Source organism: Rhodoplanes roseus (assembly GCF_003258865.1).
Classification (GTDB): domain Bacteria; phylum Pseudomonadota; class Alphaproteobacteria; order Rhizobiales; family Xanthobacteraceae; genus Rhodoplanes; species Rhodoplanes roseus.
Genome location: NZ_NPEX01000568.1, coordinates 1 through 1,341, shown reverse-complemented (window position 1 = coordinate 1,341; position 1,341 = coordinate 1). Strand labels below are relative to the sequence as shown.

1 protein-coding gene is annotated in these 1,341 nt (G+C 70.0%); it reads left to right on the top strand.

Translation table 11 applies throughout. The annotated features are described in order from the left end of the window. Positions 1–255 precede the first annotated feature (255 nt). Complete coding sequence (gene gcvA / locus CH341_RS31290; protein WP_170149887.1) at positions 256–1,209, top strand: transcriptional regulator GcvA; 954 nt, start codon at positions 256–258, stop codon at positions 1,207–1,209. Positions 1,210–1,341 lie beyond the last annotated feature (132 nt).

Here is a 1,341-nt window from a genome sequence, read left to right as displayed (position 1 = left end):
GGACCCGGACGGCAACGCGCCGCGAAGGATCCGGTGCCGCGCGGGCGCATCGGAGACGCGCGGCCGGCGGCGTTGGGCGACAGTAGCGCCCGCCGCCCGGCCCGGCACAAACGAAAGCTTTTCAGAAGGCCATTAGTAATTCTAATCTGCGTCCGCGGCCGGACCGAGGGGTCCGGTCGCACCGAAGGGTCCGGTTTGTATACCGGGTTCGGGCCGGACCGATGGGTCGGGCCGTCTTCGTCCGGAGTGTCCACGATGTTGCGGCGTCTTCCGTCGATGTCGGGGCTGCGCGCCTTCGAGGCGACGGCTCGTCATCTCAGCTTCACCCAGGCCGCCACCGAGCTCAACCTCACCCAGGGCGCGGTGAGCCATCAGATCAAGAATCTCGAGGATCTGCTGGGACTGAAGCTGTTCGTGCGCGACGGCAACGCGATCCGGCTCACCGAGGCGGGGCACGAGTATCTCACCTCGGCCCGCGCCGCCATCACCGAGGTTCTGGTCGCCACCGACCGCGCCATCGACCGGCAGCGCGGCGACGTGCTCACCATCGCGTGCCTCGGCACCTTCGCGATCAAGAGCCTGATCCCCAATCTCGGCGACTTCATCCGCCGCCATCCGACCATCGGGCTGCGCGTGCGCACCCTCGTTCCGCTGATCGAGATGGACCCGCAGGACTACGACGTCTCGATCCAGTACGGCACCGGCGCCGACTGGCCCGGCATGGTGGCCCACAAGATCGGAGCCGAGGAGCTGTTCCCGGTCTGCTCGCCGGCGCTGCTCGAGGCCGGGCGCGGGCTCGGCAGCCCGAAGGATCTGGCCCGCCACACCGTGATCCGCACCGCCTCGCCGCTGATCCTGCGCGACGATTGGCCACTGTGGCAGGAGAAGGCCGGCGTCTCCGGCATCGCCTTCGCCTCCGAGATCACCTGCGACCTGTTGTACCCGTCATACCAAGCCGCCATCGAGGGGCTCGGCGTCGCGATGGGACGCAGCTCGGTGGTGCGCGGTGATATTGCACGCGGGCGGCTGGTCGAGCCGTTCTCGATCAGGCTGCCATCGGCGCTCGGGTACTACGTCGTGACCGGCGTCGAGCGCGCCAAGCTCGCCAAGGTGCAGCATTTCAGCGAATGGGCGCTCGGCCAGCTCGGCAGCGCGACGACCATGCCGCCGGCGACACGGCCCGCCGCACCCGGCCGCCGCCGGGCATAGCAGCCGCGCCGCGGCACGGCGCTTGCCTGCAGCATCGGCCATGACCGACCTCTCGACCGCCGGCCGAGACCACGGACTCCCCCGCGTCCTGCACGTGCTGCTGGCGGAGCGCAGCGTTTCGCGCGCCGCGCC